The organism is Streptomyces sp. NPDC028368, from assembly GCF_055565615.1.
The window spans coordinates 257,742-283,111 of sequence record NZ_JBVHTY010000002.1; the positions used below are offsets into that span (position 1 = coordinate 257,742).

At 71.5% G+C, this 25,370-nt stretch carries 23 protein-coding genes; 14 read left to right on the plus strand and 9 right to left on the minus strand.

Translation table 11 applies throughout. The features are described from left to right. Positions 1 to 28: 28 nt before the first annotated feature. Positions 29 to 1,183 carry an iron uptake system protein EfeO gene (gene efeO / locus ACZ4S3_RS04720; RefSeq protein ID WP_467925658.1) on the minus strand — a complete coding sequence of 385 codons (1,155 nt, stop codon included), beginning with the start codon at positions 1,181 to 1,183 and terminating at the stop codon, positions 29 to 31. A gap of 376 nt (positions 1,184 to 1,559) precedes the next feature. Between efeO and ACZ4S3_RS04725 the strand changes: the two genes are divergently transcribed. Continuing rightward, positions 1,560 to 2,306 (plus strand): PhzF family phenazine biosynthesis protein, encoded by a 747-nt coding sequence (locus ACZ4S3_RS04725; protein ID WP_467927294.1) that lies wholly within the window; start codon positions 1,560 to 1,562, stop codon positions 2,304 to 2,306. Here ACZ4S3_RS04725 and ACZ4S3_RS04730 read toward each other — a convergent pair. After that, positions 2,296 to 2,970 carry a biliverdin-producing heme oxygenase gene (locus ACZ4S3_RS04730; RefSeq protein WP_467925659.1) on the minus strand — a complete coding sequence of 225 codons (675 nt, stop codon included), beginning with the start codon at positions 2,968 to 2,970 and terminating at the stop codon, positions 2,296 to 2,298. The genes ACZ4S3_RS04725 and ACZ4S3_RS04730 overlap by 11 nt on opposite strands. Positions 2,971 to 3,172: 202 nt before the next feature. After that, positions 3,173 to 4,030, minus strand: coding sequence for a type I methionyl aminopeptidase (map, locus tag ACZ4S3_RS04735; protein ID WP_467925660.1), 858 nt, complete (start codon positions 4,028 to 4,030; stop codon positions 3,173 to 3,175). Between the two features lie 68 nt (positions 4,031 to 4,098). Between map and ACZ4S3_RS04740 the strand changes: the two genes are divergently transcribed. Further along, positions 4,099 to 4,350 carry a hypothetical protein gene (locus ACZ4S3_RS04740; RefSeq protein ID WP_467925661.1) on the plus strand — a complete coding sequence of 84 codons (252 nt, stop codon included), beginning with the start codon at positions 4,099 to 4,101 and terminating at the stop codon, positions 4,348 to 4,350. A 69-nt stretch (positions 4,351 to 4,419) separates the two neighbouring features. Here ACZ4S3_RS04740 and ACZ4S3_RS04745 read toward each other — a convergent pair whose 3' ends face one another. Together ACZ4S3_RS04745 and ACZ4S3_RS04750 are read right to left on the minus strand one after the other, a co-directional pair. Then, positions 4,420 to 5,034 (minus strand): hypothetical protein, encoded by a 615-nt coding sequence (locus ACZ4S3_RS04745; RefSeq protein ID WP_467925662.1) that lies wholly within the window; start codon positions 5,032 to 5,034, stop codon positions 4,420 to 4,422. Positions 5,035 to 5,101: 67 nt separating this feature from the next. After that, a complete protein-coding gene (locus ACZ4S3_RS04750; RefSeq protein WP_467925664.1) occupies positions 5,102 to 6,061 on the minus strand; it encodes a dihydrodipicolinate synthase family protein in 960 nt (319 codons plus the stop codon). Positions 6,062 to 6,262: 201 nt separating this feature from the next. On the opposite strand from ACZ4S3_RS04750, the gene ACZ4S3_RS04755 reads away from it, so the two are divergent. The 7 genes from ACZ4S3_RS04755 (at position 6,263) to ACZ4S3_RS04785 (ending at position 12,562) form a co-directional block, all read left to right on the plus strand. Beyond that, a complete protein-coding gene (locus ACZ4S3_RS04755) occupies positions 6,263 to 6,946 on the plus strand; it encodes a FadR/GntR family transcriptional regulator (protein WP_467925666.1) in 684 nt (227 codons plus the stop codon). A 219-nt stretch (positions 6,947 to 7,165) separates the two neighbouring features. Next, positions 7,166 to 8,257, plus strand: a complete 1,092-nt coding sequence (locus ACZ4S3_RS04760; RefSeq protein WP_467925668.1) for a sialidase family protein — start codon at positions 7,166 to 7,168, stop codon at positions 8,255 to 8,257. Next, complete coding sequence (locus ACZ4S3_RS04765) at positions 8,254 to 9,588, plus strand: ABC transporter substrate-binding protein (RefSeq protein WP_467925670.1); 1,335 nt, start codon at positions 8,254 to 8,256, stop codon at positions 9,586 to 9,588. Before ACZ4S3_RS04760 ends, ACZ4S3_RS04765 begins: the two co-directional genes overlap by 4 nt. Next, positions 9,585 to 10,565, plus strand: coding sequence for a carbohydrate ABC transporter permease (locus ACZ4S3_RS04770; protein WP_467925672.1), 981 nt, complete (start codon positions 9,585 to 9,587; stop codon positions 10,563 to 10,565). The genes ACZ4S3_RS04765 and ACZ4S3_RS04770 overlap by 4 nt, the downstream gene beginning before the upstream one ends. Further along, on the plus strand, positions 10,562 to 11,422 hold the full coding sequence (locus ACZ4S3_RS04775) for a carbohydrate ABC transporter permease (protein WP_467925676.1): 861 nt from the start codon (positions 10,562 to 10,564) through the stop codon (positions 11,420 to 11,422). Before ACZ4S3_RS04770 ends, ACZ4S3_RS04775 begins: the two co-directional genes overlap by 4 nt. Before the next feature lie 111 nt (positions 11,423 to 11,533). After that, a complete protein-coding gene (gene npdG, locus ACZ4S3_RS04780; protein WP_467925678.1) occupies positions 11,534 to 12,268 on the plus strand; it encodes an NADPH-dependent F420 reductase in 735 nt (244 codons plus the stop codon). Between the two features lie 75 nt (positions 12,269 to 12,343). Further along, complete coding sequence (locus ACZ4S3_RS04785) at positions 12,344 to 12,562, plus strand: hypothetical protein (RefSeq protein ID WP_467925681.1); 219 nt, start codon at positions 12,344 to 12,346, stop codon at positions 12,560 to 12,562. A 3-nt stretch (positions 12,563 to 12,565) separates the two neighbouring features. Here the strand turns inward: ACZ4S3_RS04785 and ACZ4S3_RS04790 are convergent, their stop codons facing one another. After that, positions 12,566 to 13,372, minus strand: a complete 807-nt coding sequence (locus ACZ4S3_RS04790) for a site-2 protease family protein (protein WP_467925683.1) — start codon at positions 13,370 to 13,372, stop codon at positions 12,566 to 12,568. A gap of 224 nt (positions 13,373 to 13,596) precedes the next feature. Between ACZ4S3_RS04790 and ACZ4S3_RS04795 the strand changes: the two genes are divergently transcribed. Continuing rightward, positions 13,597 to 16,968, plus strand: a complete 3,372-nt coding sequence (locus tag ACZ4S3_RS04795) for an AfsR/SARP family transcriptional regulator (protein WP_467925685.1) — start codon at positions 13,597 to 13,599, stop codon at positions 16,966 to 16,968. A gap of 51 nt (positions 16,969 to 17,019) precedes the next feature. Here the strand turns inward: ACZ4S3_RS04795 and ACZ4S3_RS04800 are convergent, their stop codons facing one another. The 3 genes from ACZ4S3_RS04800 to panB form a co-directional block, all read right to left on the minus strand. Further along, positions 17,020 to 17,850: an ABC transporter permease gene (locus tag ACZ4S3_RS04800; protein WP_467925687.1), complete on the minus strand. Its 831-nt coding sequence runs from the start codon at positions 17,848 to 17,850 to the stop codon at positions 17,020 to 17,022. After that, entirely contained in the window at positions 17,847 to 18,875 is a 1,029-nt protein-coding gene (locus tag ACZ4S3_RS04805; RefSeq protein ID WP_467925690.1) for an ATP-binding cassette domain-containing protein, read from the minus strand. The genes ACZ4S3_RS04800 and ACZ4S3_RS04805 overlap by 4 nt, the downstream gene beginning before the upstream one ends. 99 nt (positions 18,876 to 18,974) lie before the next feature. Next, a complete protein-coding gene (gene panB, locus ACZ4S3_RS04810; RefSeq protein WP_467925692.1) occupies positions 18,975 to 19,835 on the minus strand; it encodes a 3-methyl-2-oxobutanoate hydroxymethyltransferase in 861 nt (286 codons plus the stop codon). A gap of 213 nt (positions 19,836 to 20,048) precedes the next feature. Here panB and ACZ4S3_RS04815 point away from each other — a divergent pair, with 213 nt between their 5' ends. From ACZ4S3_RS04815 to ACZ4S3_RS04830, 4 genes are all read left to right on the plus strand, one after another. Continuing rightward, positions 20,049 to 21,668 (plus strand): MFS transporter, encoded by a 1,620-nt coding sequence (locus tag ACZ4S3_RS04815; protein ID WP_467925694.1) that lies wholly within the window; start codon positions 20,049 to 20,051, stop codon positions 21,666 to 21,668. Continuing rightward, the gene (locus tag ACZ4S3_RS04820) at positions 21,665 to 22,327 is read left to right on the plus strand and encodes a TetR/AcrR family transcriptional regulator (RefSeq protein ID WP_467925697.1); all 663 of its coding nucleotides are present in this window, start codon (positions 21,665 to 21,667) and stop codon (positions 22,325 to 22,327) included. The genes ACZ4S3_RS04815 and ACZ4S3_RS04820 overlap by 4 nt, the downstream gene beginning before the upstream one ends. A gap of 290 nt (positions 22,328 to 22,617) precedes the next feature. Continuing rightward, positions 22,618 to 23,622: an endonuclease/exonuclease/phosphatase family protein gene (locus tag ACZ4S3_RS04825; RefSeq protein WP_467927298.1), complete on the plus strand. Its 1,005-nt coding sequence runs from the start codon at positions 22,618 to 22,620 to the stop codon at positions 23,620 to 23,622. Between the two features lie 141 nt (positions 23,623 to 23,763). Continuing rightward, a complete protein-coding gene (locus ACZ4S3_RS04830) occupies positions 23,764 to 25,002 on the plus strand; it encodes an MFS transporter (protein WP_467925699.1) in 1,239 nt (412 codons plus the stop codon). The last annotated feature ends 368 nt before the right edge of the window (positions 25,003 to 25,370 follow it).

The following is a 25,370-nucleotide window of genomic DNA, read 5'->3' on the forward strand; positions in this document are numbered from 1 at the left end:
ATGACCTTGACCCGTCCCTCGCGCCGGACTACTTGGCTTCGGCCACCGCGGCGGCCAGCTTCGACAGCGGCTCCGCCAGCGCGTTGACGCCGTCGGACAGCCCCTTGCGCTCGCCCTTGCCGACCGTGTCGTAGGAGGCGAAGCCGTCGGCGGACTTGCTGTCTCGGTGCTTGTCGAGCTGTCCGAGGATCGCCTTGAACTGCTTGTCCAGCTCCTTGGCCAGTGCCGCGTCGTTCTTGGCGACGACCGGCTTCAGCAGCTCGTACGCCTTCTGGGCACCCTCGACATTGGCGTGGAAGTCGATCAGGTCGGTGTGGCTGTAGCGCTCTTCCTCACCGGTGACCTTGCCGGTGGCCACCTCGTCGAGCAGCTCCTTGGCGCCGTTGGCCATGCTGGTCGGGGTGATCACGGCCTTGCCCACCCGCTTCTGCCAGTCCTTCAGGTCGGCCATCAGCCGGTCGGCGAGCTTCTTGTCGTCCCCGGAGATCTTCTTGTCGTCCCACAGGGACTTCTCCAGCTTGTGCCAGCCGGTCCACTTCTGGCCGCCCGACAGCCCGTCCTCGCGCACATCCACCTTGGGGTCGATGTCACCGAACGACTCGGCCACCGGCTCGGTCCGCTCCCAGCCCACCCGCGACACCGCGTAGGCCTTCTTCGCGGCCTCGAGATCGCCCTTCTTCACCGCGTCGGCGAACTTCTGCGCCGCGGGGATGGTCTGGTCGGCCTGCTCCTGGGCGTACTTGCGGTACGCGGCGACCGCGGCGTCCAGCTTGGGGTCCCGCTTGGCCGTCGCCCCCTTGCCGCTCGCGGTCACCTTCTGGCGGATGCCGTCGCCCTTCATGCCGGGCTTGCACGCCACCTCGTACGTACCGGGCTTGATCTCTGCGGTGATCTCGACCTTCGTACCGGGGCCGATGTTCTCCCGCTCGGTCACGATCCGGTCGCCGGGCGCGTAGACATACATCTCGGTGACCTTGGAGCCCTTGTTCTGCACGGCGAACTGCACATGCCCCGCCGGGAACTCCTTGGCCGAAAGCGTGCACTCGCTGTCGGTCGCGGTCACCTCGACCACGCCCTTGCCGCCCGTGCCCTTGCCGTCGCTCTTCTCGGCGCAGCCGGCGACGGCGGTCAGGGTCGCGGCCACGGCGATGGCAGCGACGACGGAGGAGCGGTGGGCTCGCATACAGGACTCCAGGCGGGGTCGGGCGGTGCAATAACGGGGGACGGACATCAGGGTTGCCACTAAGGCAGCCCTAAGTTATCTGAGGCTTACCTCTTTCTGCCCACCCTGGCCAGTGATCCCGCTCTCACGGACAACGACCCGGTCACGGATTGGCGCTCCTCCCGTCACGGAATCGTCATCGGTCGGTCAAGGTAAGGGGCCTCGCCTGCGACGGGTCATGACCGGTGCTATTCGGCTCCGCGGCACTTCGGCTCCGCGGTTGTTCCGCGGGGTGCTGTTGAATGCAGGGATGACCAACGCGGGGACGACTGATCCAGGAACCACCGACCCAGGTGGCACCGACCGCGGCACCGACCCGGGGGCCACCGACCCGGGGGTGACCGCACTGCACGTGCTCCGGGTGTTCTGCGGGAGCGAGGGGCGGGGCGGCAACGTCCTGGGCGTGGTGCGCGACGGTGCGGCCTGCCCGGCGACGGCGGACCGACAGGCCCTCGCCGCCCAACTCGGCTTCAGCGAAACGGTGTTCATCGACGACGAGGCCCGCGGCGTGGTCGACATCCACACCCCGGGCCACCGCCTGCCGTTCGCCGGGCATCCGCTGGTCGGCGTGGCCTGGCTGCTGCGCCACCTCGGCCGCCCGGTGACGGCGCTGCGCCCGCCCGCCGGCGAGGTGGCGGTCGCATACGACGGGGAGTTCACCTGGGTGCGCGGCCGCCCGGAGTGGGCGACCGGGCGCCGGACCGAGGAGTACGGCTCCCCGGACGAGGTCGACGCGCTTCCCGCGCCGCCGCCGGGGGAGGGCTGGCTGTATGCGTGGGCCTGGCGGGACGAGGTGGCGGGGGACGTACGGGCCCGCGGCTTTCCGCGCCGTGACGATGGGCGCGGCGTCGGCCGCTCCGGTGGAGCCGGTGCCGGCACCGGGGGCATCGTCGAGGACGAGGCCACCGGCGCCGCGGCGCTCACCCTCACTCATGAGCTGGGCCGGGCCCTGGACATCCGCCAGGGCGCCGGCTCGCAGATCCTGACCCGGCCGCTGCCCGACGGTGCCATCGAGATCGGCGGCCGCGTCGTGCTCGCCGGGATCAGGCAGCAGGCGGTCGGGCGGCAGGCGGTCAGGCGCTGAGCGGAAACTCCTCGCCCAGCTCCCGGAAGACCGCACTGTTCAGCGCGAACGCGCGCTTGCACTCGTCGACCACCCGCTGCTTCTCCAGGTCGTTCACCGGCAGGGCGTCCAGCAGCTCGCGGTACTCGCGCTTGAAGGCGGCGGGGTTGCCTATGTCCTCGAAGACGTAGAACCGCACACCGTCGCCCTTGCGCGCGAAGCCCCAGGCCTTCTCGGCCGTACCGCGGATGATCTGGCCGCCGGAGAGGTCGCCGAGATAGCGGGTGTAGTGGTGAGCGACATAGCCGGCCGGCCAGTCGCGGGCGCAGGTGCGGACGCGGTCGGCGTAGGCGGCGGTGGCGGGCAGCGGCTCCAGGCCGCTGTGCCAGGAGGCGCCGCCGAGGTGGGTGAGGTCGCGCTCCAGCTCGGCGGCGCGGGCCAGCTCCGGGCGGATGAAGGGGCCCGCCACCGGATCGTCGGCAAGGGCCCTGGAGGTCTCCTCCAGGGCCCGGTAGACGAACCACAGCTGCTCGGTATAGCGCCGGTAGGCCGCGACCCCCAGCCTGCCGCCCAGGAGGTCACTCATGAACGAGGAGTTCTCGGCCTCGGTGTGCTGCTCGTGCGAGGCGGTGCGGATGACCGTCGAGAAAGGAGCAGGGGACGGGGTCGGGCTGGACGCTTCCAAGGCGGGCCTCCGGGGCCGAGGGGGAGCGGACGGGAACAGGGGTTGGCTGATCCGCTGCCGCAACTTAGGCTTACCTAACTGCTTCGGTTCGCCTCGGTCAACCCGTTCCCGACAGCCTGTCGGTAACCAGCCTACCGTTGTTCCCGACACCCTGTCGGTAAAATTCGGCCCCGTTTGCGTCAAGGACGCGTGAAGGCGGAGATCAAGGAAGCGTGAGGATCTCGGCGCCCGTCTCCGTCACCACCAGGGTGTGCTCGAACTGCGCGGTCCGCTTGCGGTCCTTGGTGACCACCGTCCAGCCGTCCTCCCACATGTCGTACTCATGCGTGCCCAGCGTCAGCATCGGCTCGATGGTGAACGTCATGCCGGGCTTGATGTCGGTGGTGTGGTGCGGGCTGTCGTAGTGCGGAACGATCAGACCGGAGTGGAAGGAGGAGTTGATGCCGTGACCGGTGAAGTCGCGGACGACTCCGTAGCCGAAGCGCTTGGCGTACGACTCGATGACCCGGCCGATGATGTTGATCTGGCGGCCCGGCTTGACCGCCTTGATCGCGCGGTTCAGCGCCTCGCGGGTGCGCTCCACCAGGAGCCTGGACTCCTCGTCCACCTCGCCGCACAGGTAGGTGGCGTTGTTGTCGCCGTGCACACCGTTGATGTACGCGGTGACATCCAGGTTCACGATGTCGCCGTCCTTCAGGACGGTCGAGTCGGGGATGCCGTGACAGATGACCTCGTTGAGCGAGGAGCACAGGGACTTGGGGAAGCTGCGGTAGCCGAGCGTGGACGGGTACGCGCCGTGGTCGCACATGAACTCATGGGCGACCCGGTCCAGTTCATCGGTCGTCACGCCCGGCGCGATGTGCTTGGCGGCCTCCTCCATCGCCTGCGCGGCGATCCGGCCGGCGATCCGCATCTTCTCGATCGTTTCGGCGTCCTGCACCTCGGGCCCGGTGTACGGGGTCGGTGCGTCCTTCCCGACGTACTCGGGACGCGGGATCGAGGCGGGGACGGGGCGGGTGGGGGAGATGCTCCCCGGGACAAGAAGCGACTGGCCAGACATGCCAGCGAGTGTATCTGCGGGCCATCGGGCAGGATGGCGGCACGGGAGTCACCCCACAGGAGGCGGTAATGGCGCTGTTCAAGAGGCGTACGGTCGGCAAGCCGGGCGAGTGGTACTACTGCCTGAAACACCAGACGGTCGAGGAGGGCCCCGAGTGCCGGGCCGCCGACCGCTTCGGCCCGTACGCCACCCGCGAGGAAGCGGCGCACGCCATGGAGAGTGCCCAGGAGCGCAATCTGGAGTGGGAGACCGACCCCAAGTGGCACGACGACACGAAGGGCGAGGGGCCGGATGAAGGGAAGGGCGGGGGGAACGCCTGAGAGGCCATAGGGAGCCTCAGGGGCCCGGGGGTCGGGGGCGGTCGGGCGTGGGACGTCGGGTGTCCGGGTTCACCACCGCGGCGGCGGTGGGGCCATCAGCTCGTCCGCGAGGCGGGCCAGCCGGTCGCGGAAGCGGCGGCGGGGGGTGCCGCTCGAAGGGGCGGGCAGGCTGTTTTCGCCGGCGGCCGCGCTCACCAGGTGCTGCACCGTGTCGAGATCGAGGTCCTGGGTCCGGCCGGGTGCGGCCAGCGCGTCATGGGCCAGGGCGTGCAGATCGTGGTCGCCGCCGTCCAGCGCGAGCACCGTCGCGCCGTTGCGGCGGGCGTCGTGCACCCGCTCCAAAAGCCCCGCACCGGGCTGCTGCGGCGTGACGACCAGGAGCGTCGCGCCGCGCCCGGCGGCCTCCAACCGGCCGAGCCCTACGGACAGATGGGCCGGCACGCCACCGGGGACGCGGTGCCGTACGAGCGTCGGCGACAGCTCCGGCAGGCCCGACCAGGCGGCCTCGTCGTCCAGGTGGGCGGCCAGGTGCCAGGGCTCGTACCCGGCGCTGCCGACCAGCAGCAGGCCGCCGTCGTGTGCGGCGACCGAGGCCCGCAGCGATCCGGCGAAGCGCCGGGTGGCCTGCACCCATTCGGTTCCGGCGAGCACCTCGCGCAGCAGCGCTACCCGTACGGCATCCATGGGCCCGCATCCTGCCGCGGGACGCCGCGGCCTCGTTGCGGTTTCCCGCGGGGTCACCCGTACGGGCTCACCGCACCGGCGGCAGCCCGGCGGCGGTCAGCCGACGTCCTACCTCGGCGACCGCCTCCCCGCTCAGCGGGATCTGCGGGAAGGCGGTGGCGCCGTGGTCGATCACCCCGAGGAGCCACAGGGCGGCCTTGAAGGAGCCCAGCGCGGCGGAGCTGCGGCCCATCTCGTCCGGCGGGCCGATGTCGACCATGGAGAACAGCGCGACCAGGCGCTCCTGTTCGGTGGCCGCCCGCACCCAGTCGCCGGCCCGCGCCGCCTCGTAGAGCCGCGCGTAGCCCGCCGGGTCGACATTGCCGAGGCCCGGGACGACGCCGTCGGCGCCCGCCAACAGGGCGGCGTCCACGGTGAGTTCGGAGCCGGTCAGGACGCAGAAGTCGGGTGCGGGGCCGGTGTGCCGGGCGGTGCGGCCGCCGAGCGCGACGATCAGGCGGCGCAGCCCGCCCTCGTCGCCGCTGCTGTCCTTCACGCCGGCGAGGGTGCTGTCCTCGGCCAGTTCGCGGACGACGGTGGCCGGCAGCTTGTTGTGGACGGCCATCGGGATGTCGTACGCGAACAGGGGGAGGTCCACGGCCGCCCGGAGGTGGCGGAAGTGCGCGGCGATCTCGCGCGGGTGGGTGCGGGTGTAGAAGGGCGCGGTGGCGACCAGGGCGTCGGCGCCCAGCGCGGCGGCGGTCCTGGCGTGGCCGAGGACCCGTGGCGTGGTGGTGTCGATGACCCCGGCGAGTACCGGGACCCGGCCGTCCGCGGCCTTGACGACGGTCTCCAGGGCGGTGGTGCGCTGGGCGTCGGTGAGGTAGGCGACCTCGCTGGTGGAGCCGAGCGCGAACAGCCCGTGGACGCCGCCTTCGACGAGGTGCGTCACCAGGCGCGTCATGGAGGCGGAGTCGACCTCACCGTGCGGGTCGAGCGGAGTGCAGACGGGCGGGATGACGCCGCGCAGCGGTGCGGGGAGTGCCATGGGGGCTCCAGCGGCTCCGGACGGCTGTAGGTGGGACGTGGGACATGGGATGTCCAGAACGTGGGACATGGGATGTCCTACGTCACGGTCACAATAGACGCGCGCACCGGCGCTCGGGCGACAGACTCGCGGTACAACGCGGGAGGGCGGCGCCGAACGGGCCGGTGCACACGGCGGCCGCGGGAGAGGGAGAGTGACCACATGGCGCACGGCACGATGGCGGAGGACGTCCAGGGGCGGATCAAGCAGCTCATCCTGCGGCAGCGGCTGGCGCCGGGCGATCCACTGCCTCCCGAGACCGAGCTGGTCAACCTGCTGCAGGTCAGCCGTAACTCGGTCCGCGAGGCGCTCAAGGCGCTGCAGGCCATGCGCATCGTCGAGATCCGGCACGGCTTCGGCACCTACGTCGGCCCGCTCACCCTCGAACCGTTCGTCGAGGGCGTCGCCTTCCGTGCCGCGGTCCGCCACCAGCACGGTGCGCCCAGCCTGTACGAGCTGATGGAGGTCCGCGAGGCGTTGGAGGCCGGGCTGATCCCCGCCGTCGCCCGCAGTCTGCCCGCCAAGGACCTCGCCGTCCTGCGGAACCTGGTGGAGCAGATGGCGATGGAGGCGCGCGGCGGCCAGGTTCTGAGCGCCACCGACCGGGCCTTCCATCAGGCCCTGTACCGCTCGCTGGGCAACCACCTCCTGAGCGAGGTGCTGGACGCGTTCTGGGCGGCGCTGCGGCGGGTGCGCGAGGACCGCGCCGACGACGGCCAGGATCCGGAGCTGACCTACCGTCAGCATCTGGCGATCGTGGAGGCATTGGAGGCGGGTGACGGCGACCGCGCCGTCGAGGCCATGCACCGGCACTTCGACGGCATCCGCCGCAGGCTCACCGAATAGGGCCGCCCCGAGCCGTACCGGGCGTGCTCCCGGGCCGCTGACCACCGGCGCGCTGCCGATCCCGCAGATCCTTTCGTTCACCGCGATTTCACCCGGTGTCGAGGACCCCTTTGCCGACACGAAAACGGGGTATGTCGGGTGCCTTGACGGTCAGTTGGGCCCTCTTTATGGTCACCGCAGGACAGAGGACATCCTACGTCCGGCCGTTGGGGGTGACCCGTGGTGTACGAGAGCTCAGTGCCGTACCGGGCCGGGACCGAGGGGTATACGAGCTTCCGGATTCCGGCCGTGGTGCGGGCGCGCTCCGGGGCCGTGCTCGCCTTCGCCGAGGGCCGGGTCGCCTCGGCCGCCGACTGGGGCGACATCGATGTCGTACTCAAACGCTCCATGGACGACGGCCGCACCTGGGGCCCGCTGCAGGTCGTCGCCCGCAACGGCACCGGCACCGCCGGCAACCCCGCCCCGGTCGTCCTCGCCGGCGGCCGGGTGCTGCTCCTCCAGGTCCGCAACGCCGCCGACGCCACCGAGGACCGCATCCGCCGCGGGCAGGTCCCGCCCGTCGACGGCCGCCGCATCTGGATCCAGCACAGCGACGACGACGGGGCCAACTGGAGCCCGCCCCGCGAGATCACCGACCAGGTCAAGCACCCCGAGTGGCGCTGGTACGCCACCGGCCCCGGCCACGCGCTGCGGCTGCGCCACGGCCCGTACGCCGGACGCCTCGTCGTCCCCGCCAACCACTCCGTCCCGCCCACCGTCCCGGACGGCAACGGCACCGAGGCCCGCTGCAACGGCGGGCACGCGCTGCTCAGCGACGACGACGGCGCCACCTGGCGGATCGGCTACACCGACGGCGGCACCCCCGGCTCCGTGGCGCCCAACGAGACCACCGCCGCCGAACTCCCCGACGGCAGCCTCTACCTGAACACCCGTACCGACACCACCGCCGCCTGGCACCGCGCCGACGCCCGCTCGGCCGACGGCGGCGCACACCTCGTCGCCCCCTTCCGCCCGCAGGCGGGCCTGGCCGGACCGGTCTGCCAGGGCAGCCTGCTGCACCTCGCCGACCGCGACGAGCTGCTGTTCTCCGGGCCTGCCTGCCCGGCCGCCCGCGCCCTGCTGACCCTGCGCACCAGCCGCGACCGCGGCCTGACCTGGCGGTGTACCCACACCGTCTCCGGGCTGCCCGCCGCCTACTCCGACCTCGTACGGCTGGACCCGGCGAGCGTCGGACTGCTCTACGAAACCGGCGACTACAGCGCCTACTCGACGATCACCTTCCGCCGCATCCCCGTGGAGGAGACCGCATGACCAGCAACGACGTGCATCGCAGATCGGTCCTGGGCGGGGCGGCCGCCGTCGCGGCGTCCTTCGCGCTCGCCGGCTGCGGCGACAGCGGCGACGACGCCGGCGGTGCGCCCAAGGAACGCAAGAAGGGCCAGAAGATCGATCTGACCTTCTGGTCCTGGGTGCCCGGCATCGACAAGCCCGTCGACCTGTGGAACCGCAAGAACCCCGAGGTGCAGGTCAAGGTCGAGAAGGTGTCGGCCGTCGACGGCGAGCAGTACGCGAAGATGCACGCCGCCATCAAGGCGGGCAACCCGCCGGACCTGGGCCAGATCGAGTTCCCGGTGATCCCCAGCTTCCTCCTCGACAACGGGCTGCTCGATCTCGCCCCGCTCGGGGCCGCCCGCCACAAGGACAAGTTCTTCGGCTGGCAGTGGAAGCAGTCGGTGTTCGGCAAGGGCATATACGCCATCCCCCAGGCGTCCGGCCCGATGGGCCTGTTCGTCCGTCAGGACCTGTTCGAGAGGTGGGACGTCCAACCTCCTACGACCTGGGACGAGTACGAGGCGGCCGCCAAGGTGATCCGTAAGAAGGGCGCCTGGATCGAGACCTTCTCCGCCACCAACGGCAACCGGCTGGCCGGGCTGGCCTGGCAGGCGGGCGCCAAGTGGTACGCCACCAGCGGCGACACCTGGATCATCTCCGTCGACGACGAGCCCACCCGCAAGGTGGCCGACTACTGGGAAGCCCTCGTCAAACAGAAGCTCATCAAGACCATCCCCGACCGGCAGAACGCCTGGTACAAGGATCTGCAGACCGGCGCCATCGCCGCCTGGGTCGGCGCCAGCTGGGGCGATGCGCTGCTGGCCGGCAACGCACCGGGCACCAAGGGCACATGGCGGGCGGCGCCGCTGCCCCAGTGGAAGGCGGGTGGGCATGTCTTCGCCAACTGGGGCGGCTCGACCACCGCCGTCTTCGCCAAGGCGAGCTACCCCAAGGATGCCCTGGACTTCGCCGTCTGGCTCAACACCGACCCGGAGTCGATCGGCCTGCTCATCGACGGCGGCTACGGCTTCCCCAGCGCCAAGAAGGGCTACGCCACCACCGACCTCGACGTCGACAAGCCGTTCTTCGGCGGCCAGGAGTACAGCAAGATCTTCGCGGACGCGGGTGCGCACGTCGACACCAGCTGGCAGTGGGGACCCGGCGTCGACACCCTCTACCAGCGGCTCGGCGACGCCTTCACCGACGCGCTCGGCACCGGCGCCTCCTTCCGCTCCGTACTGAAGAAGGTCCAGGGCCAGACCATCGCCGACCTCAAGGGCAAGGGCCTGAAGGTGGAGAGCGGAGCGTGAGCCGGGACACGCTGAGCCGTCCGGAGCCGGTCACCCCCAAGAGGCGGGACGTCCGACGTCCTACCGGCCGCGCCTCGCGCACCCGGGCCCGTAACGCCCGCGCCGCGGCCGGCTTCGTCCTGCCCTTCCTCGCCCTGTTCACCCTCTGCTTCATCGCGCCGATCGTCTACGCCGTCTACCAGAGCCTGCACAAGACCGAACGCACCGGCCCGCTCGGCCTCGGAGGCCAGGAACACGAGGCGTTCGCCGGCCTCGCCAACTACACCCACGCGCTCTCCGACGAGCAGTTCCTGGCCGGTTTCGGCCGGGTGCTGCTCTTCGGCGCCGTCCAGGTGCCGCTGATGATCGTGCTGGCCACCGCCCTCGCCCTGCTCCTGGAGAGCGCCAGTGCCCGCGGCATCCCCTTCTTCCGCAGCGCCTTCTTCCTCCCGTACGGCGTCCCCGGTGTGATCGCCTCGATCCTGTGGGGCTTTCTCTACGTCCCCGGGATCAGCCCGCTGGTGAAGATCGCCCAATCCGTGGGCTGGGACGTCGACTTCCTCGCCCGCGGCACCGTCCTGTGGTCCATCGCCAACATCGTCACCTGGCAGTTCACCGGCTACAACATGCTGGTGCTGATCGCCCAGCTCAAGTCCGTCCCCGGCGAGCTGTACGAGGCGGCGCGGATCGACGGCGCGAACGCCTGGCAGATCGCCCGGCACATCAAGATCCCGCTGATCCGGCCCGCACTCGTACTGACCTGCGTCTTCAGCATCATCGGCACCCTCCAGCTGTTCGCCGAACCCAAGGTGCTGCGCCCCCTGGCCTCCTCCATCGACACCGGCTTCACCCCCAACCTGCACGCCTACAGCGAGGCGTTCATCGGCAACAACCAGCATGTGGCGGCGGCCGAGGCGGTGCTGCTCGCGCTGGTGGCGTGCACGGCGTCCTTCGGCTTTCTGCGGCTGGTCGGCGGGCGTACGAAGGAGCGCGGATGACCCGGCCTCTGACCCGGCCCCCGGTCCGCTACCGGATCATCACCGCATCGCTGCTGGCCATCGCGGCGCTCTACTTCCTGGTGCCGGTCTACTGGCTGATCGTCTCGTCCACCAAGTCCAGCGCCGACCTCTTCGGCACCTTCGGCTTCTGGTTCTCCGGCCACCCGCGCCCCCTCGGCAACCTCCTCGACGTCCTCACCTACGACCACGGCATCTACGCCCGCTGGTTCGCCAACTCCCTGCTCTACGCGGGGATCGGCGCGGTCTGCGCCACGCTGCTGTCCGCCGCGGCCGGCTATGCGCTCGCCAAATTCCCCTTCCGCGGCCGGGAGGCGGTCTTCAACCTGGTGCTCGCCGGGGTCCTCGTGCCGGGCACCGCGATCGCCCTCCCGCTCTACTTCCTCTTCAGCTCGCTGGGCCTGGCCAACACGTACTGGGCGGTGCTGATCCCCAGTGTGGTCAGCCCGTTCGGCGTCTATCTGTGCCGGATCTACGCCGCCGCCGCGGTGCCCGACTCGCTCCTGGAGGCGGCCCGGATCGACGGCGCGGGCGAGGCGAGGATCTTCGGCCGGCTCGGTCTGCGGATGATGACGCCGGCGCTGGTCACCGTCTTTCTGTTCCAGTTCGTGCACATCTGGAACAACTACTTCCTGCCACTCGTGATGCTCTCGGACTCCGACCTCTATCCGATCCAGCTGGGCCTGACGTCCTGGATCGGCTTCTCCGACCGCAAACCGGTGCTCTACCAGTACACGGTGGGCGGCGCGTTCCTGTCCGTGGTGCCGCTGATGGTGCTGATGCTGGTGCTCCAGCGGTACTGGCGTACGGGCCTGACGGAAGGGAGCGTGAAGGCCTGAACGCGGGCCGGGCCACGGCGTCAACGGACGCCTGCCGGCGTGGCGATCGCAGGCCCGCTGACGGCGCGACCGGTCGTGGTACGGCCGTATCGGCGTGACAGTATCGCTGTCATGACTACTCCTGATGCTGCTGCCCAGTCCCCGAACGCCGCGACCCGCGCCAAGGCCGCCCTCAAGCGCGACCCCTGGGACCTCCCGGACGTCTCCGGCCTCGTCGTCGGTGTCCTCGGCGGCACCGGCGACCAGGGCCGCGGCCTGGCCTACCGGCTCGCCAGGGCCGGCCAGAAGGTGATCATCGGTTCCCGGGTGGCCGAGCGTGCCCGGACCGCCGCCGACGAACTCGGCCTGGGCATCGAGGGCGCTGAGAACGCCGAATGCGCCCGGCGCAGCGATGTGGTGATCGTCGCCGTGCCCTGGGAGGGCCACGCCAAGACCCTGGAGGCGCTGCGCGAGGAGCTGGCCGGCAAGCTCGTCATCGACTGCGTCAACCCGCTGGGCTTCGACAGGAAGGGCGCCTACGCGCTCAAGCCGGAGGAGGGCAGCGCCGCCGAGCAGGCCGCGGCCCTGCTGCCCGAGTCCCGGGTCACCGCCGCCTTCCACCACCTGTCCGCGGTGTTGCTGCAGGACCCGGAGGTCGAGCAGATCGACACCGATGTGATGGTGCTGGGTGAGGCCCGCGCGGACACCGATCTGGTGCAGGCGCTGGCCGCCCGTATCCCCGGGATGCGCGGCGTCTTCGCGGGCCGGCTGCGCAACGCCCATCAGGTCGAGTCGCTGGTCGCCAACCTGATCTCGGCCAACAAGCGCTACCGGGCGCACGCCGGTCTGCGGATCACGGACGTCTGAGGCGGTCCGCGGTGCCGTCGGGGCATGGGGGACACTGGGTGGGAATGCCCGATCCTTCCTCCAGGAGCCGAACCCATGCCCCGCTTGCTCCCGCCCGGCCCGTCCCGGCGACTCGCCCTCATGGCCATCGCCCTGTGCGTCCTCGCCGTCGCCGCGGCCGTCGTGTCCTTCGTGAACGGCAGCTTCATCGGCATCGTCTGGGTCCTGATGGCGGGCATCTCCAGCAACATGGCGTGGTTCTACGTGCGCAGGACGAAGCTGGAGCGGGCGCAACAGGCCGAAGCGGCCGGCTGACCCTCAGAACAGGCCGCTGAACTGCGAGAGGTCCGGCTCACCCCGCCAGAACCGGAAGAACTCCTGGCCGAGGTAGGTGTCCAGCTGGGAGACGCCGAGCCCGCGCAGGATCGCATCGACCAAGTCGAAGAACACGTGGTTGATCTCCGGCACCCACAGCAGCCCGAAGACCGCCAGCAGCCCGAACGGCGCGAACGGCTCCACCTGCCGCCGCAGCTTCAGCGACAGCCACGGCTCGATCACGCCATAGCCGTCCAGCCCCGGCACCGGCACAAAGTTCAAGATCGCGGCGGTCACCTGCAGCAGCGCGAGGAACGCCAGCGCGAAGCGGAACGGAGCCGGCACGCCGTCCAGTCCGTGCAGCCAGAACGGAGCGGTGCACACCGCCGCGAACAGGATGTTCGTCAGCGGTCCGGCCGCCGAGATCAGGCTGTGCCGCCAGCGGCCCTGGATCCGGCTTCGCTCGATGAACACCGCGCCGCCCGGCAGCCCGATCCCGCCCATGATCACGAAGATCACCGGCAGCACGATGCTCAGCAGCGCGTGGGTGTACTTGAGAGGGTTCAGCGTCAGATAGCCCTTGGCGCCCACCGAGATGTCGCCGCTGTGCAGCGCGGTACGGGCGTGCGCGTACTCATGCAGGCACAGCGACACCACCCAGCCGGACACCACGAACAAGAAGACCGCGAAGCCGGTGTTGGCCGCTATGGTCCCGCTCCACACCGCCCATCCCGATACCGCCATGACGGCGACGAGCGCGAGAAAGACCGGGCTGATGCGGCGGTCGGCGCGCTGAATTGCTGTGGTCATGGTGCCGTGCTCCCGAGAGTCGTGGTGGGCAGCCATGACCGTAACCGCGCTACGGCCCTCGGCGCACGGTTCCCCATCGGCCACCTCGTGCGGAAAACGCCGCGCGGTACCCGCCGGGTTCCGGGCACAGTGGACCTCAGGGGCAATATCCGGGGGCGACCCCCGCGATATCAGGGGTTTTTCAGGGATACGAGAGGTGTGAGCGCAGGGTGGGCGGCGCGGCCGTGAACGACAATGGCTCGGTGCGCTACGGAATTCTCGGCACCACGCAGGCCGGCCGGGCCGACGGGACCCCCGTCGCCCTCGGCGGCGCACGCCTGCGCGCCCTGCTCGCGGCGCTCGCGCTGCGCCCCGGCCGGGCGCTGCCCGCGGACCTGCTGATCGCCGACGTCTGGGGCACGGAGCCGCCCGCCGACGCGGCCGGCGCCCTCCAGGCACTGGTCGGCCGGCTGCGCCGGGCCCTGGGCCACGCCGCCATCGTCTCGGTCGACGGCGGCTACCGCCTGTGCGCCGAGCCCGAGGCCGTCGACCTGCACCGTTTCGAGCACCTGGCCACCCAGGGCGGCCGGGCGCTCGCGGAGGCAAACCCGGCGAGCGCCGCCGCCCTCCTCGACGAGGCGCTGGCGCTCTGGCGCGGCCCGGCGCTGGCCGATCTGCCCGATGCGGGCGCCCTGGCGGCGCGTGCCGAGAGCCGCCGCCTGGACGCCCAGCGCGGCCGTCTCGCCGCCGACCTCGCCCTGGGCCGCCCGGAGCGGGCACTGCCCACCCTGGCCGCGCTCTGCCAGGACCACCCCCTGGACGAGCCCCTCCAGGCCCTGCGGCTGCGCGCCCTGCGGGCCGCCGGGCGCGGCGCCGAGGCGCTCGCCGTGTACGAGGGCATACGCACCGCTCTCGCCGAACGCCTCGGCGCCGACCCCGGCCCCGAACTGCGCGCCCTGCACGCCGAGCTGCTGCGCCCGGCGCCGGCGCGGACGCCCGCCCCGGCCCCTGCCCCGGCCCCTGCCACGACACCCGCCCCGGCCCCCGTGAGGCCCGCGACGGCCCGGCGCCCCGGCAACCTCCGCGCCCGCCTCACCTCCTTCGTCGGCCGCGACGCCGACATCGCCGCACTGTGCGCCGACCTCGCCGCCCACCGCCTGGTGACCCTGCTGGGGCCGGGCGGCGCCGGCAAGACCCGCCTCTCACAGGAGGGCGCCGAGAGCGCCGCGGCCGCGCTGCCCGAGGCCTGGCCGCACGGCGTATGGCTGGCGGAGCTGGCGCCGGTGGACGATCCCGCGACGGTGCCCGAGGCGGTGCTCACCGCGCTCGGCGCCCGCGAGACCGTCGTCCGCGGCACCGCCGCCGAGGGACTGCGGGCCGCCGGCGACCCCACCGCGCTGGACCCGCTCGCCCGGCTCGCCGAGCAGTGCGCGGACCGCCGGATGCTCCTCGTCCTCGACAACTGCGAGCATGTGATCGGCGCCGCCGCCGAACTCGCCGAGCGGCTGCTGGCCGAGTGCCCCGGCGTCACGGTCCTGGCGACCAGCCGCGAGCCGCTGGCCGTACCGGGCGAGGTGCTGCGGCCGGTCGAGCCACTGCCCGACCCGGTGGCGCTGCGCCTGCTCGCCGACCGCGGGGCCGCCGCCCGCCCCGGCTTCCGGGCCGACGCCGACGAGGAGAGCGCCGCGGCCTGCGCCGAGATCTGCCGCCGCCTGGACGGGCTGCCGCTGGCCATCGAACTCGCCGCCGCCCGGCTGCGGTTGCTCTCCCCGCGGCAGATCGCCGGCCGGCTCGACGACCGCTTCCGGCTGCTGACCAGCGGCAGCCGTACGCTGCTGCCCCGCCAGCAGACCCTGCGCGCAGTCGTGGACTGGTCCTGGGACCTGACCGACGAGCCCGAGCGGGCGGTCCTGCGCCGGCTGTCGGTCTTCGCCGGCGGCTGCGATCTGACGGCCGCCGAGGAGGTGTGCGCGGGCAACGGCGTCGACGGGCGGGACGTGGCCGCGCTGCTCGGCTCGCTGATCGACAAATCGCTGGTGGTGGCGGCGCCGGCGCCGGACGGGCAGATGCGCTACCGGCTGCTGGAGACGGTGGGGGAGTACGCCGGCGAGCGGCTGGACGAGGCCGGCGAACGGGCCGGCGCCGAGCGCCGCCATCTGGTCGCCTACCGCGAACTGGCCCGTACCACCGACCCGTTGCTGCGCGGCCCCGGCCAGCGCGCCGCGATGGACCGCCTCGAGCTCGAACACGACAATCTGCGCACCGCGCTGCGCCGCGCCGTCGCCGCCCGCGACGAGGACGAGGCGCTCTGCCTGGTCCTGTCCCTGCACTGGTTCTGGTCGCTGCGCGACCACCTCGGCGACGCCCGCCACTGGGCGCGCGCGGCCGGAGCGCTCGGCCCCAATCCCTTCCTGGCGCCGCTCACCGCCGCCCCCGATCTGTTCGAGCGGCCCATCGACAAGCCGCCGCCGATGGCCCCCGAGCTGCTCCTGGAGGCCCGCCGTGGGGTGCGCCTGGTGGCGCTCTCCTGCCACGAGAGCGACATCGAGGCGCTGCGCAGCCCCCAGATGAGCGCGGAGCTGACGGGGATCATCGCCGCCTACCGCGCCGGGATGCCGCAGACCTGCCGGATGCCGGGCGTTCTGTGGTACTACGCGGTGCTGATCTCCGGCCGGTTCGAGCAGCTGGCGGAGCTGGTCGACGGCGCGGTGCGCGCCAGCCGCGGCTTCGGCTTCGACTGGGAGCTCGCCTACGTCCTGCAACTGCGCTCCAAGGTCCTCAACGACCACGCCGGCGTCCTGGAGCAGGCGCTCGCGGACGCCGACGAGGCCTTGCGCATCTTCCTCCGGATCGGCGACGCCTGGGGCACCGCCGAGGCACTGGCGGGGCGCGGCGAAACGCGGGAGAAGCGCGGCGAGTACGGGCTCGCGGCGCAGGACTACCGGGCGGCGATGGTCTGTGCCGAGGACCTGGGCGCGCACGGCCAGACCCTGCTGCTGCGCGGCCGGCTCGGCGGCGTCCTGCTCGAGGACGGCCAGGCGGAGGCGGGGGAGCGGCTGCTGCGCGAGATCCTGGAGCAGGACAAGGAGGCCGGCAGCGGCCGCGACGCGGTGCCGTTCGCACGTCTGACGCTGGCGACGCATATGGCCGTCCAGGGGCGTACGGCGGAGGCGCGCGCGGAACTGGAGACGGTGCGCGAGACGTTCGGGCCGCGCGCCCCGGAGCTGTTCGCCGGGGTCCTGGAGCTGTCGCTGGTCTCGCTGGATGTCGAGGAGGGGCGCGGCGCGGATCTGTTGCCCAGGTTCCGGGCGGCGCTGGAGCTGACGCAGGACGAACTGGCGCAGATGGTCGCACCGGATCTCGCGGTGATTCAACTCCTCACCGGGGCGCGGGTGTTGATGGCCGTACACGGTGAGCGGGGCGGTCCGGACGCGGCGCGCCTGGTGGGGGCGTACGACGCACTGCGGTCGGCCTCGCACGCGCCGCCGCTGCTCGTACGGGAGGACCGCAGACGTACGGAGGCGGCCGTGCGGGCGCTGCTGGGCGACGCGGCGTACGAGCGCGGGTACGCCGAAGGCGGTGGCCTCTCCCTGGAAGAGGCCACCGCCCTCATCTGACGCGAGCCGGGCGATGGATGTGCCGCGGAGAGATCCTTCGCGGCACGTGCGTCAGGTCTTGTTGCGGAACTTCCGGACCGCGAGCGGCATGGCGACGGCCGTGATGGCGACCGTCCAGCCGAGGGTCATCAGCGTCGGGTGCGCCACCGCGCCCTGGCCGTTGAGCAGGGCACGGGCCGCGTCCGCCAGGTTGGAGAGCGGATTGACCTTGGTGAAGCCCTCCAGCCAGCCGGGCATCGTCGTCGGCGGCGCGAAGATCGACGAGCCGAACTGCAGCGGCATCAGCACCAGCATCGCCATGCCCTGCACCGCCTGCGGGGTCTGCACGCTGAGCCCCAGCAGGATGAAGATCCACATCAGGGCGGTGCCGAAGGCCACGGCGAGCGCGATGGCGCCGAGGAGGGCGAGGACGCCGCCCTTGATCTCCAGGCCCAGCAGAAAGCCCATGCCGAGCAGGATCGCGATGGCGATCAGCATCCGGCCGATCTCGACGACGATCTTGGCGATCAGGACCGAGGACCGGGCTATCGGCATGGTCCGGAAGCGGTCCATGACCCCCTTGCGGAAGTCGTCGTTGACGCCGCTGCCCACCGCCATGGCGATGTTCATGCCCATCATCGCCATCATGCCGGGGACCAGGTACTGGATGTAGCCGTGCTGATGGCCCTTGCCGGCGATGGCGCCGCCGAGGACGTAGGTGAACAGCAGGATGAAGATGACGGGCATCAACAGGACGTCCATCATCGACTCCGGGTCCTGCTTGATCTGCAGGGCGTTGCGCCGCGCCAGCGCACCGATGTGCCGCAGATTGGCGCGCAGGCCGATCCGGCCCTCATCGGCGCCCGGCTTCAGGGCCGGCGCCGTCAGTGTGGCCGTAGTCATGCCGATACCTCCGCGTAACTCTCGTCCTTGACGTCCCCGGAGCCGGTGGCCTCGGAGGTCTTCTGGCCCGTGACGGCCAGGAACACCTCGTCCAGGCTGGGCAGATGGGTGCTGATTCCGGAGAGCGTGAAGCCCCGCTGCCCGAGCATGCCGACCACGGCGGTCAGCTGCTCGTCGCTGATGATCGGGACGTTGACCACACCCCCGTCGTGGTCAGCGGTCGCGCCCGCGATGCCGTCCAGACCGGCCTGCGCGATGGCGCCCACCATCCGGTCCAGCTCGCCGGGCTCGGCCGGCCGGATCTGCAGCGTCCGGCCGCCGACCTTGGCCTTGAGCTCGTCGACCCGGCCCTCGGCGATCACCCGGCCGCGGTCGATGACCGTCAGCTCGTCGGCCAGCTGCTCGGCCTCTTCCATGTACTGGGTGGTGAGCAGCACTGTCGCGCCCTCGGACACCATTCGCCGGACCTCCTCCCACACCTCGTTACGGGTACGGGGGTCGAGCCCGGTCGTCGGCTCGTCCAGATAGAGCACCGCCGGGTGGCCGATCATCGAGGCGGCCAGGTCCAGCCGGCGGCGCATCCCGCCGGAGTACTTGGCGGCGGGGCGCTTGGCGGCGTCGGTCAGCGAGAACCGCTCCAGCATCTCGTCCGCGCGCCTGCGGGCGTCCTTGCGGGACAGATCGAGCAGCCGCCCGATCATGTAGAGGTTCTCCCACCCCGAAAGCTTCTCGTCGACCGAGGCGTACTGCCCGGTCAGGCCGATCGTGCGGCGCAGCGCGCGGGGCTGGCGCACCACGTCGAAGCCGGCCACCACGGCGCGGCCGGCGTCCGGCACCAGGAGCGTGGACAGGCACCGTACGAGGGTCGTCTTGCCGGCGCCGTTGGGGCCGAGCACGCCGAGTACGGTGCCTTCCCGCACGTCCAGGTCCACACCGTCGACGGCCTTGACGTCGCCGAAGTGCTTGACCAGTCCGCGCACCTCCACGGCGTTGCCGCCCTTGGTGGATATCGTCTGTCGCGTCATGCCCCCAAAGATGCCAGTGGCCACCGACAACGCGCCGACAGGCCGCCGACAGCCGGTGCGAGCGGCTGTCGGCGGCCTGTCGGGCCGGTGTACCGGGGATCAGTGGAAGGTGTGCTCCGGTGCCGGGAACGTCCCGCCGACCACGTCCTGTGCGAACGCCTTCGCCGCCCCGCCGAGCAGCTCACGCAGCTCGAGGTACTTCTTCACGAACTTCGGCAACCGGCCCGCCGTCATGCCCGCCATGTCGGTCCACACCAGCACCTGGGCGTCGCAGTCCAGGCCCGCGCCGATGCCGACGGTCGGGACGTGCAGGGAGCGGGTGACCTCGGCGGCCAGTTCCGCCGGTACGGCCTCCAGAACGACCGCGAAGGCGCCCGCGTCCTGCACCGCCTTGGCGTCCCGCAGCAGCTGCTGGGCCGCCTCCTCGCCACGGCCCTGGACGGGGTAGCCGCCGAAGGCGTTGACGGACTGCGGGGTCAGCCCGACGTGGGCCATCACCGGGATGCCGGACGAGACCAGCAGTTCCACCTGGTCCGCGGAGCGCTCCCCGCCCTCCAGCTTGACGGCGCCCACGCCCGCTTCCTTGACCAGACGCGTGGCGTTGCGCAGCGCCTGCACCGGGCCCTCCTGGTACGAGCCGAACGGCAGATCGCCGACGACCAGGGCGCGCTTGGTGCCGCGGACGACGGCGGCGGACAGCAGGGTGATCTCGTCCATCGTGACCGGCACGGTGGACTCGTAGCCGAGATGGCAGTTGCCCATCGAGTCGCCGACGAGCAGGACGGGGATGCCGGCCTCGTCGAAGACGGAGGCGGTCATCGCGTCATAGGCGGTGAGCATCGGCCACTTCTCGCCGCGCTCCTTGGCGGCGGCGATGTCGCGGACCGTGATGCGGCGCGAGCCGGTACCCCCGTACAGGGACTTGTCGACCGGCTTCTGGGCAGGCGAAAGCTGCGTCATGGTGACGGCTCCTGTTCATCATCTCGAGGCGCCCTGACGGCGTCCCCGGACTCCCCTCCATGCTGGCATGCGTGGCGTGTACAGGGGAAGAGGGTCGGGCCCGCGCGGATGACGGGGTCATGACCTGCGCATTCACCGGCGCGGGCGGCCGCATCGACGGCGAATTCATCGATACGGAACGGGTCCGTATCGAAAAGGCGTATGGTGGACGTCATGGCCTCCTCTCCCACCGCACCCGGCGCCCCGCCCGACCGCCAGGTCCCCGACAAGATCTACCGGCGCCGCTGGGCGATCCTGTCCGTCCTCATGCTCAGCCTGCTGATAGTGGTGCTGGACAACTCCATCCTCAACGTCGCGATGAAGACGATCGCGACCCCGGCCCCCGCCGGCCTCGGCGCCACCCAGAGCGAGCTGGAGTGGGCCATCAACGCCTACACCCTCGTCTTCGCCGGCCTGCTGTTCACCTCCGGCCTGCTCGGCGACCGCCTCGGCCGTAAAAAGGTGCTGCTGTCGGGCCTGGCGGTCTTCGGCGCCGGCTCCGTCCTCGCCGGGATGGCCGTATCGCCCGCCGAGCTGATCGCCTTCCGCGCCGTGATGGGCCTGGGCGGCGCCTTCGTCATGCCCGCCACCCTCGCCATCCTGATGAACGTCTTCGAGCGCGAGGAGCAGCCCAGGGCGATCGGCATCTGGGCCGGCGGCGTGGGCCTGGCCATCGCGATCGGCCCGATCGCCGGCGGCCTCCTCCTCGACTACTTCTGGTGGGGCTCGGTCTTCCTCGTCAACGTCCCGATCGTGCTGCTGGCGCTGGCCGCGATGGCCGTCCTGGTGCCCGACTCCAAGGACCCCAGCCCCGGCCGGCTGGACCCGTTCGGCGTGGTGCTGTCCGTCATCGGCCTGGTCCTGCTGGTCTACGGGATCATCAAGGGCGGCCAGCTCGCCGACTTCACCGACCCGCAGGTGCTGGGCACGATAGCCGCCGGCCTCGCCGTACTGACCGTGTTCGTCCTGCACCAGAAGCGCAGCGACCACCCCTCCATAGACATCGGCCACTTCCGCAAGCCCGCCTTCTCGGCCGCCGTCGCCGCCGTCGCGCTGGTCTTCTTCGCGCTGATGGGCGTCACCTTCTTCATCGTCTTCTACGTACAGAGCGTGCGCGGCTACAGCCCGCTGGAGGCCGGTCTGCTGATCCTGCCGCTGGCGGTCGCCCAGATGACCTTCTCGCCGCGGGCCCGGCACGCCGTGGACCGCTTCGGCGCCCGCGCGGTGTGCACCGCCGGCATGCTGGCCATCGCCGTCACCATGTCCGGTCTGCTGCTGCTGGACACCGACACCCCGATCTGGGTCCTGGAGGTGCTGTTCTTCCTCCAGGGCACCGGAATGGCGCACATCATGCCGCCGGTCACCGTCGCCATCATGCAGTCGCTGCCGCGCGAGAAGGCCGGCTCCGGCTCGGCGCTGAACAACGTCTTCCGGCAGGTCGGCGGCACCCTCGGCGTGGCCGTAATGGGCTCGGTGCTGTCCACCACCTACCGCGATGGCATCCAGCACCGGCTCGGCGCACTGCCCGGCGTACCGGCCGCCGCGCGCCATGCGGCCGGTGAATCCATCGAAGCCACCCTCGGCCTCGCCCGCCACCTGGGCCCGGCCGGTCAGGGTCTGGTCACCGCCGCCCGGGACGCGTTCGTGCACGCCATGCACGTCACCGCCCTGGGCTCGGCCTCCATCGCCGTGGTGGGCGCCGTGGTGGTCGCCGCCTTCCTGCCCGGCAAAATGGAACCGGCACCGCATGACGCGGAGCCGAGCGGACAGCGAGAGGCGGGCGTACAGGGATGAGCCGGGCGGCGGGAGAGTCCGAGGCGGCGGCAGCCGGTGCCGAGCCGGGCCCGGTGGCCCCCGAGCGCCGCGGCAGACCGCGCAGCGCCGCGGCCGACACCGCCATCATCGAGGCCGTCCTTCACCTGATCGAGGGCGGTGCCGCCATCGGTGAACTCTCGATGGAGCGCATCGCCCGCGAGGCGGGCGTGGGCAAGGCCACGGTCTACCGCCGCTGGTCCGGCAAGAATGCCCTGATGCTCGACGTCATGCGCTCCCTGGACGCGCCGCCCCCGCCGCTGGCCGGCGAATCGGTACGCGACGACCTGGTTTCGCTGCTGGAATTCCTGCGCCGCCGCGGACTGGCCAAGCGCAACTCCGCGCTGCTGCGCACCGTCGTCAGCCATGTCGAGGCACACCCGGAGCTGTGGGTCCAGTACCACGAGACGGTCGTACGGGCCCGTAACGAGGCGGTGCACCGCGTGCTGCGGCGCGGCATGGCCAACGGCGAGATCCGTACCGACCATGACGTCGAAACCCTCGCCGACCTCTTCGTCGGCCCGATGCTGGCCCGCGCCATCCTCCACGAATGGAAGGAACTTCCCGACGGGCTCGCGGAGGACATCGTCGACATGGTCCTCGAAGGCGTACGCCCCGGGCCACCGGCGGCAGCGGGCTGAACCCCGGCGCCGGGCCGCCCCGTTGAGCGCCCGGAATGTCCCGCTCCACATGACCGGATCATGCCCGTTGTGTCACAGCCGCTGTCACGATCCCGCGCGCCGGAACCCCGGCCCGCCGCCACCCCGTCCTCACTGGCGAGAACGGCCGGGACACCCGGCAGGACAGCCCAGCACGGATCCGACAGCAGTGCGGATCTAAGAAGACGCATTAAGGCCATCGCCTAGGGTCGGGGACCACAGGCGAGGCGCAGAAGCAAGGCAGTGAGGACAGCTACATGGCGCAGGCATATATGACGGAGCCGGGACAGGGGCACAACCCCGAGCGGGCCGGCTCCCGGGCCGGACGCCTGCGGAACTGGTGGCGCCCGGACGGGATGTGGCGCCGCGGCATCGTGCTCGCGGTGCTCGCCCTACTGACCGCGCTGCTGATGTTCCTGCACGCCCGGATCCCCAACGACGTCGGAAACCTGGGCAGTCTGCTCGAAACCTTCCTGCCCTGGCTCGGCCTCGGCGTACTGCTCCTCCTGGTCCTCGCGGTGCTGCGCCGCTCGGCGACCGCGCTGGTCGCCCTCGTCCTGCCGGCCGCCGTCTGGCTCAACCTCTTCGGCGGACAGCTCACCGACAAGGCGGGCACCGGCGGAAACCTCACCGTCGTCACCCACAACGTCAACGCCGACAACCCCGACCCGGCGGCCACCGCCCAGGACATCGTGCGCTCCAAGGCCGATGTGGTCGCCCTCGAGGAGCTGACCGGCACCGCCCTGCCCACCTACAAGCGGGAACTGGCGAAGGCGTACCCGTACCACACGGTCGAGGGCACCGTCGGCCTCTGGAGCAAGCGGCCGCTGACCGACGCCAGGCCGGTGGACATCAAGATGGGCTGGACCCGCGCGCTGCGCGCCACCGTCACCGCCGCCGACGGCCGGCAGGTCGGCGTCTACGTCGCGCATCTGCCGTCCGTACGGGTCAAGGTCGAGGCGGGCTTCACCGCGGGCCAGCGCGACGGCAGCGCCAAGGCGCTGGGCGAGGCGATCGCCGCCGACCCGCTGCGCAAGGTGATGCTGCTCGGCGACCTCAACGGCACCATGAACGACCGCTCGCTGGCCCCGGTCACCTCCCAGATGCGCTCCGCCCAGGGCGCCGCGGGCGACGGCTTCGGCTTCAGCTGGCCGGCCGCCTTCCCGATGGCCCGGATCGATCAGATCATGATGAAGGGGATCGACCCGGTCGCCGCCTGGACGCTGAAGGCCACCGGCAGCGACCACCTCCCGCTCGCGGCCTCCGTCAAGATCTGACGCGGCTACGGGGCGGCCGCCCGACGCGGGACCTTAACGTCCCGTTCCCATGCCGGAATACTGGACCTGAGACACTTTGTTCCGTACCTGAACGAACTGTGCGTGAACACCCCCTCGTCTCCCCGGAAGGTCCAGATCCACATGCCCATGGCTCTGCTCGCTCTCGCGATCTCGGCCTTCGGAATCGGCACCACGGAATTCGTGATGATGGGCCTGCTGCCCAACGTCGCGGACGACCTGGGCACCTCGGTGCCCACCGCCGGCTACCTCGTCTCCGCCTACGCCCTCGGCGTCGTCATCGGCGCCCCGCTCCTGACCGCCCTCGGCTCCCGCATCCCCCGCAAGCGGCTGCTGGTCCTCCTCATGGCGGTCTTCACGGTCGGCAACCTCGCCACCGCCGTCGCCCCCACCTTCGGCCTGCTGATCGCCGGCCGGCTGCTGGCAGGCCTCCCGCACGGCGCGTTCTTCGGCGTCGGCGCGGTGGTCGCCGCCCGGCTGGTACGCGAGGGCCGCCAGGCGCGCGCGGTGGCCACCATGTTCCTCGGCCTGACCATCGCCAACATCATCGGCGTCCCCGCCGCCACCCTGCTCGGCCAGCACCTCGGCTGGCGCGCCACCTTCCTCGTCGTGGCCGCCATCGGCCTCGCCGCGATGGCTTCCCTCGCCCGCCTCGTCCCACCGCTCCCCGCCGAGGAGCGCACCGGCCTGGCCCGCGAACTGCGCACCCTGGGCAACCGCCAGGTCCTCCTCGGCCTCCTGACCACCGTCTTCGGCTTCGCCGGCATCTTCGCGGTCTACAGCTACCTCGCCTCGATGATGACCAGGATCACCGGCTACTCCGAGGGCTCGGTCCCGATCGTCCTCGCCCTCTTCGGCATCGGCATGACCCTCGGCGCGCTGGCCGCGGGCCCCCTCACCGACCGCGCCCTGCGCCCCACCCTCTACGGCTCCCTGGCGGCCCTCGCCCTCCTCCTGGCCGCCTTCCACTTCACCGCCCAGGTGAAATGGGCTGCCCTGGTCACCGTCGTCCTCATCGGCGCCGTCGGCTTCATGACCACCACCCCCCTCCAGATGCTGGTCATGAACAAGGCCCACCAGGCCCCCACCCTGGCCGCCGCCTCCAACCAGTCCGCCTTCAACCTCGCCAACGCGGGCGGCGCCTGGGCGGGCGGCCTGGCCCTCTCGGCCGGCTGGGGCTGGACCTCCCCCACCCTGGTAGGTGCCGCCCTCGCAGCCCTGGGCCTGGCCGTAGCCGTACTGGCCGGCCTCCTGGACCGCGACACCCACGACCCGTCCCGCATCGTGGCCCGCGGCGAGGCCCGGGAGGCGGTGGCCTCTTCCTCCGACGACGCGGCCGCCGGGCCGGCGCGAGCCGCCTAGGTTTCTCCCCACGTTTTTGTCTGTCCCGCCGTGGTGGTTTCTCTCCGTTGCGCCTGCGGCGGGCGGTGCCGCTGCGCGGGGCTGTTCGGCTGCGGGACCGGCCCTACACGGCTCCGCCGCTACGGCCCGCCCCCTCCCCGTTGAGGGTGGGAAAAAGAAAGGCCGGTGGGGACACACGTCAGTGGTCAGCTGTGCCCTGTGGATCCGAGGTGCACCAAACCCTCAACGTGCGCCCCCACCGGCCCGTCTTCCACCCACCCGTGGGAGGGGCCGCGCCGCAGGACGGAGTCCGGAGGTGTGGCACCGCACCCGACAAAACCACGCCCGCCGCAGGCGCAACGGCGAAACACCACCACGGCGGGAAAGAC